Here is a 1,447-nt window from a genome sequence, read left to right as displayed (position 1 = left end):
CGCTGGCGGCGGTACCGGTTCCAGCGGCACCGGGATCAGGCCGGACAGCCCCAGTGGTGGCCAGGGGGCGTCCTGGCTGTCATCAGGCGCCGCCGGTGCCGGTTTTTCGACATTGGTATTGCCTGACGCGTCTTCTTCCTGGATTTCGTCCTCGGATTCGGTGCTGGTGCCGGAATCCTGACGCGCTGCAGGGGGTGTCGGCGGCGCAGGCGTTGTCGGCACCGGCCGGCGCGGGCGCGGCCGTCAGCAGTGCGTCGAAACCGGTCGCCTGTTTGCTGTCCGCGCGGCTGCCGGAGAGGGCGCCGGTCGTGTCCCTGGTGGGAGACGAGGCCGGTGCGCTGCTGATCGACAGCATGCTCATGCCGGTTCTCCGTCGTCGGTACGCTTTGCCAGGCGCGCGCGGCGTGCCCCCAGATCGTCCATCTCGCGCTGGTCGCGACGTTCGGCGACCTGCTTTTCCTGCGCCCGGTAGCTGGCGGCCAGCTGTTCGAGCACCTGCTTGTCGCGCGAGGCCAGCAGCAGGCGTGCGCGTTCGGCATCGACATGCTCGCGGTTGCTGTCCACGGTCTTGCTCTGTGTCTGTACCGCGTTGTCCAGCCGGTCCAGGAACGCGCGCCGGTTCATCAGTTGCGAGGCACTGGTCGCGGCCATCTGCGCATTGGCATATTCATCGGCGTACTGGCGCAGTTCGGACAGGCGCGACTGGTGCATTTCCAGGGTTTTCTGGCGCTCGGCCAGTGCCTTGGCCACTTCATCTTCGCGGTCCTGCGCATGGCGCAGCAGCGGGTCGAGACGACGGGACGGACTCATGCGGATTTCTCGCTATCTACCAACTGTTGCAATGCATCCAGGCTGTGGCCCAGATCGGCGGCGTTGTGCACGTCCTGGCCGAGGAATTCCATGATCTCCGGCCAGCGTGCCAGCGCCTCGTCGGTGACCGGATCGTTGCCGCGCTGGTAGGCACCGATGGCGATCAGGTCGCGGTTGGCCGAATAGGCCGCCACCAGCCGTTTGAGCTTGCGGATGCGCGCCCGCCAAGTGTCATCGGCGATGTCCTGGACCACACGGCTGATCGAGGATTCGACATCGATGGCCGGATAAAGGCCGCTGTCGGCGACCCGCCGCGAAAGCAGGATGTGGCCGTCAAGGATGGCGCGGGCGGCATCGGCGATCGGATCCTGCGGATCGTCGCCTTCGGTCAGCACGGTGTAGAACGCGGTGATCGAACCGCGGCCTTTGGCGCCATTGCCGGCGCGTTCGACCAGCGCCGGCAGCTTGGCAAATACCGACGGCGGATAGCCGCGGGTGGTCGGCGGCTCGCCCACGGAAAGGCCGATCTCGCGCTGGGCCTGGGCGAAGCGGGTCAGCGAATCCATCAGCAGCAATACATTCAAACCCTGGTCACGGAACCATTCGGCAATCGCGGTGGCACGGTAGGCGCCGTGCA

At 66.7% G+C, this 1,447-nt stretch carries 1 protein-coding gene and 2 pseudogenes; all 3 read right to left on the bottom strand.

Annotation, left to right across the window (positions count from 1 at the left end; genetic code table 11):
• Nucleotides 1-222 (bottom strand): annotated as a pseudogene (locus JCM9942_RS19705) (hypothetical protein); the annotation flags it as partial.
• A 135-nt stretch (nucleotides 223-357) separates the two neighbouring features.
• A complete protein-coding gene (fliJ, locus tag JCM9942_RS15810; RefSeq protein ID WP_054660815.1) occupies nucleotides 358-810 on the bottom strand; it encodes a flagellar export protein FliJ in 453 nt (150 codons plus the stop codon).
• Nucleotides 807-1,447, bottom strand: a pseudogene (locus tag JCM9942_RS15805) (flagellum-specific ATP synthase FliI); the annotation flags it as partial. The pseudogene JCM9942_RS15805 and the gene fliJ, both read right to left, overlap by 4 nt.

The organism is Stenotrophomonas pictorum JCM 9942 (assembly GCF_001310775.1).
Taxonomy (GTDB): domain Bacteria; phylum Pseudomonadota; class Gammaproteobacteria; order Xanthomonadales; family Xanthomonadaceae; genus Stenotrophomonas; species Stenotrophomonas pictorum.
Note: the sequence above shows the minus strand (reverse complement) of the source record. Positions and strands in the feature narration are given on the sequence as shown.